The sequence below is a fragment of the Ectobacillus sp. genome, from assembly GCF_056992975.1.
On sequence record NZ_JBXKMX010000297.1, the window covers coordinates 1 to 5,636 of the forward strand.

Sequence of the window (5,636 nt, forward strand, 5' to 3'; positions counted from 1 at the left end):
GTAATCTTTCGTTTGAGTATGTTTTTTTGGTCTTTCTACTTTTTTTGACTTACCATGTATGGTGAATCCTGTATTTTTCGTCTACAATGGAAGTAGCAGTAGTTAAGGAGGGATTCATTTGGATAACCAAAACAAAGAACTTCTAGCTGCTTCCCCAGAAGAGCATGTGGAGCTGATTGTGAAAGAAGAAGAGCTTGCAAAGCTGAATAAGGAAGCAGATTTATATGTGCAAAAGTTGAACAGTGAACGGAATGTTGATATTTCGAATGTGTTGACACAGCTAGCAGCGCTTGGTGATAAAGAACAACGTGAAGCAGGAGAGACGTTAACTGCTCTGAAACAGCCAGTTGTTGCAATGATGAATGGGAAGAATGATGAAATACCGAACACATTGCTTGAACTGCGTAAAGCTGTTTCTCAGCTAGATCCAAATCCCATGCATGCATCTGGATTCAAACGTGTGATGAATAAAATGCTTCGCAAAAACCCATTAGAAGCCTATATGATTAAATATCAATCTATAGATAAACAAATTGAAGCGATTATTAAATCTTTGTTAGTCGGACGAGATAATTTGCAAGAAGATAGTGTTGGTCTGCAGGTACTAAAGGAACGGTCCATACAAAAGATAGAAGCGCTTGATAAGCAAGTGTATCTTGGTAAGAGACTATCCGAAATGCTAGAAGAGGAACGACAAAAGCCAGAACGGAGCAAGGATGTCGTGCTTATTAACGAGGCACTTGAAAAAATTCTCGTTCGTACTCGTAATATGCAACAAGCAAAGAGTATTCTTTTGCAGTCCATTGCATCGATTGATATTATAAAGAAAAATAATGAGAAATTGATAGAAGCGATTCGAAATGCCGTTTCCATGACACAAAATGTCGTTACGATTTCAGCTTCTATACAGCTTGCTCTTGCTAATCAACGTAAGAGTATTGACGCTGTAAATGCAACGAATGAAGCGATTGAAACGATGATTCTTAGCAATTCTCGTGCTTTGAAGCAAAATACAGAGGAAACGACACGTCTGCTTGAAAATCCAGCGATTGGAATGGACAAGCTGCGTGAATCGTTTGATAATATTTTCGCTGCCTTGCAGGCTTCAGAAGAGTCTTCAGAACGGATTATTCAATCAAGTAAGACATTTGTGAAAGAAATTGATACATTTAATGATGAAATGAAGAAGAAATTAATTCCGTATGCAACAAAGTAATAACGATGTGAGAAAGGCTTGGAGGTGATTATTATGAGTATATTGGGAGTATTATTCACAATTATTTGGATTTTAGTTGCAATTGGGTTGAGTGCTGTTGTTGCGGCTATTGTTCTAGGTCGAAAGGTATATTATTCGTGGAAGAAGCCCTACAAAAGAGCGACGGAATCGTTGCAACGTGTTTCCAATTCGACGATTCCTTTTTTAAATGAGTTTACGCGTAATTCGCTTTTTCGTCAGTGGATGCAATCAAATGGTATGCGAGATGTAGCAACGCTAACCGTTCTATTTAGTGCAAGCGATGATGCAACAAAAGGATATATCATATCCTCCCTTTCTAAGGATGAGCAGAAGAAGCTTCATAGTATTGTTCGCCATAAACGAAGCTTTACGAAAGAGGATGTAGAAAATACAGTTTCTGTTTTGCGTGACTATATGGAAGAAGAATATTATCATCCTACCAAGAAACATGATCTTTCCTTCTATCGTATCTTTTTCTATGATGAGTACGATGCAGTGCTCTCAGAAATTCAACATTATAAAAAGGTAGTAAACATAACGTTGCAGCACACCATTGATGAAATTGTCACATCGGTGATGCAAAGTATCCCGTATTACCGTGCTAATAAAATGTACGAGCAGCAGCATAAATATGAAATGTTTTTAACTAAAGATCTTCCTAGCATGTTAGAGCTTATATCCCAGCTTCCTCCCGCACAGCGGCTTGGAAAAGAGCAGGAATTAGCAGTGTTCTTGAAGGAATTTCAAGAAACATTACAGCAGGAAGAACAAAGCATATACGAATCGGTCGAAGACGCAATAAACGTGAAGATTCGTACAGCGAGAGAGAAATTGTACCAAAATTAGTTTATTGTTTTTTTGTGAAAAAACTAATGCCCCAAGCCTCTCATCTCTGCCATATGGAGAATCGTTTCCATATAGTAGAGATGAGAGGCTTTTTTAATTTCTTATGTGATACCTATTTTCCTATAATCCCTATCATACCCATGCTAAATATCCTGGAAAAAATATAATACCCTTTATTTATAAAATTTATATATTATTTACAAAACTATTAAAATACAAAAAGATGAACCACGTATAATCAATTTGTAAGATTTACAAAAATAAGAAGGAGAGTGATAAAATGGGTAAGGTGTTTTGGAATAAGTTTGCAGCGATTGTATTAGCTGCGTTCATATTCGCATTGAATACGATTTCATTTGTACCACCAGCATCAGCAAATAGCAGTACTGTAGCAACAAATGTAGGACAAGCTGCTTTAACAGGGAAGAAAGTATTATTTGATAATACACACGGCCAAACGGCAGGAGCAGCAGACTGGGTAATAGACGGTGCCTTTTCAGATTTTTCGGACGGCTTAAAAGCGGACGGATATACTGTAGAACAATTGGACCGTCAAATCCCGTATACGTTTGGGGAACAAGCGGTTACGTACGACAAACTGAAGAATTACGATGTATTTATCATCGGTGAAGCAAACATTCCGTATAAACAATCTGAGCAAGATGCGATGCTTCAATATGTACAAAACGGAGGAAGTATTTTCTTTATCGCGGACCATTACAATGCAGACCGAAATAAAAATCGTTGGGATGCATCTGAAGTAATGAATGGGTTTCGCCGTGGTGCGTTTACGAACCCTACTCAAGGAATGACAACAGAGGAAGCAAGTTCTCCAGCTATGCAAGGATTGACAAGTTCGGATTGGCTTGGATCAAATTTTGGTATTCGTTTTCGTTACAATGCAATCGGTGATGTAAACGCTACCGATATAGTAACAGCTGATCAATCGTTCGGCATTACACAAGGTGTCAGTGCAGTTGCCATGCATGCAGGTTCTACACTTGCCATTTTAGATCCGCAAAAGGCAAAAGGAATCGTGTACATACCAACAGGCGTTCCTGCATGGGCAAATGCGGTAGACCAAGGTGTATATGATGGCGGAGGCCGCGCAGAAGGTGCGTTTGCTGCTATATCGAAAGTTGGCCTAGGAAAGGCTGCGTTTATCGGAGATTCTTCACCTGTGGAAGATGCTACACCGAAGTATTTACGTGAAGATAATGGGAAAGCGAAAATAACATATGATGGATATAAAGAAGTAAACGATTCAAAATTCTTAGTACAAACGGTAGAGTGGCTTTCTCAGAAGGAAAGTTATACGAACTTTTCTCAAGTACAAGGTTTGCAATTAGATCAACCGACTAAGCTACTTTCAATGGAAGATCCAGCTTCTTCAACAGAGCCACAACCGGAACCATGGGCTGCGCCGGACCCTGGATATAAGTGGTACGATCCTTCTACGTTTAAGGCAGGATCATACGGTTCCACGACGAAACCGAGCAGTAATCCTGTGTATAAATTCGTACATCAAGCAACATTACCGAGCCAACAAGAATTTAAAATTCGCGTAACGGTAGATCATCTGCTACCAGGACAGTCGCAAGGAGGCTTAAAAGCAGGTATATATCTAACAGGCGGAGAGCAAATTGCGCAATTTCAGAATGCTGATGGCACATGGTCAACTTACGGGTATAGTCCTGATTTTACACTTACTGCAGATGCTACCGGCCATGCATCGACGGAATTAACGGTAAAAATTAAACCAGGAAAGCAAGGAGCGGCGAATTTACGATTGAAGCAGGGATCAAACAATGTAATGACAGAAAGTGTAACAATTGCAAATGTTCCAGCGGAGACATTACCAGAGGATTCGATACCTGTACCAGCGCCTGTTTCGATTCTAACAGCTAGACAAGCAGCAGATGATACGCTTGTTACAGTGGAAGGTGTTATTACTTCAGAGCCTAGTGTATTCGGAGGACAAGGTTTTTATTTGCAGGACGATGCTGCAGGAATTTACGTATATCAAAATACAGCGGGTCTTCATAAAGGTGATCGAATTTCTATTAGTGCTATCAAAACAACATATAATGGGGAAGTCGAGCTTAGCAATCCAGTTGTACTAAAGAAGGTAGGTACATCTGCTTTGCCGCAACCAGAGGTACAAGCGACCATTAATAATGAAAATCAGGGGCGCCTTATAAAAATTGAAAATGTAGTGATTCATAATATTGTCTCTGCTTCTCCATCAGGTTCATTTGAATTTGATGCAGTCGGTCAAAATGGAACAATGCATGTTCGGGTTGATGGTAGAACGGGCATATCTCAGTCTGCATTCCAACAACAATATCCGGAGGGAAGCTGGGTAAATATTACCGGAATTTCTTCAATTTTTAAAGGAACGTATCAGTTAAAACCGTTAGAATATGCAAATTTTGAATTGGCAGATACAATTGCTCCTGTTACAACAGCGGTTGTAGATGGTGTCTACGGCGAAAATCAGTATAATACGAAAGACGTAACAGTAACGTTTACTGCAAGTGATGAAAATGGTTCCGGAGTGGAAAAAACAGAATATCGATTAGACGGTGGAGATTGGATTACAGTAGATGGACCAGTTATCATTTCTGAAGAAGGGAAGCATAGCATTGAGTATCGTTCCGTTGATAGGGCTGGAAATGTAGAAGACAGCAAAATACTGCCGATATGGATCGATAAGTTGGCACCGGCTATTACAATGGATGGGGTACCGTCATTCTATCAAACCGATGCATCTATCCCTGTTACTGTAAAAGTTGAGGATTCCATAAGTGGTGTAAAAACAGTTATATACACACTAGATGATCATGTTATTGATAGTTTAGATGCTGTTTCGCCATTATCCTTGTTAGTAGGATCGCACGTGTTCACCGTCAATGTAGAAGATAATGCAGGAAATAAAGCAAGTCAGACATTTACGTTAGAAAATAAAATCGATATTTTTCACTTAAGTGAGTTAGTGTCAATTGGTTTTAACCATAATGATATTCAAAAGCAAGGAACCGTATCAAGCTTACTAGCAAAAATAGAAGGTATTAAGGATGCGCCTACGAAACAAGCACAATTGAATAAATTACAAGCATTAGAAAATGAAATTAGAGCCCAACTTGGAAAGTCAATATCTCCTAGTTTTGCTTTAGTGCTTATCATGGATATACAGAGCATTCGTACGCAGTTATAACTAAGTAAGAGGCTGTCTTCAAAAGTCAAATATAAACGATATTTTGGAGACAGCCCGTTTTTTTATGTCTAGTTTTCTCTTATTATCTGATGACTATCGCCTAGAATTTTTGTCGTTGAAAAAAATATTTTTTTAACAAAAATACTAAATAAACCTAATTTATAGAAAAGTATAATCAATTCGTAAGATTTACAAAAATAAGAAGGAGTGTGAAAAAATGTTTAAATTGTTCCGCAATAAATTTGCAGCTAGCGTATTAGCCGTGTTTGTATTCGCACTTAGTACGATTGCATTTGTTCCGCCATCTGCACCAGGAAATGTTGCTTTATCACCAAT

General features: G+C 38.6%; 3 protein-coding genes. All 3 read left to right on the forward strand.

From position 1 onward, the window contains the following. Nucleotides 1-166: 166 nt before the first annotated feature. The 3 genes from AC11ZT_RS13510 to AC11ZT_RS13520 all read left to right on the forward strand — a co-directional run bounded on the left by AC11ZT_RS13510 (nucleotide 167) and on the right by AC11ZT_RS13520 (nucleotide 5,300). Complete coding sequence (locus AC11ZT_RS13510) at nucleotides 167-1,216, forward strand: toxic anion resistance protein (protein WP_484060102.1); 1,050 nt, start codon at nucleotides 167-169, stop codon at nucleotides 1,214-1,216. A 33-nt stretch (nucleotides 1,217-1,249) separates the two neighbouring features. After that, nucleotides 1,250-2,083 carry a DUF3974 domain-containing protein gene (locus tag AC11ZT_RS13515; protein ID WP_484060100.1) on the forward strand — a complete coding sequence of 278 codons (834 nt, stop codon included), beginning with the start codon at nucleotides 1,250-1,252 and terminating at the stop codon, nucleotides 2,081-2,083. Between the two features lie 280 nt (nucleotides 2,084-2,363). Further along, entirely contained in the window at nucleotides 2,364-5,300 is a 2,937-nt protein-coding gene (locus AC11ZT_RS13520; protein ID WP_484060101.1) for an OmpL47-type beta-barrel domain-containing protein, read from the forward strand. The last annotated feature ends 336 nt before the right edge of the window (nucleotides 5,301-5,636 follow it).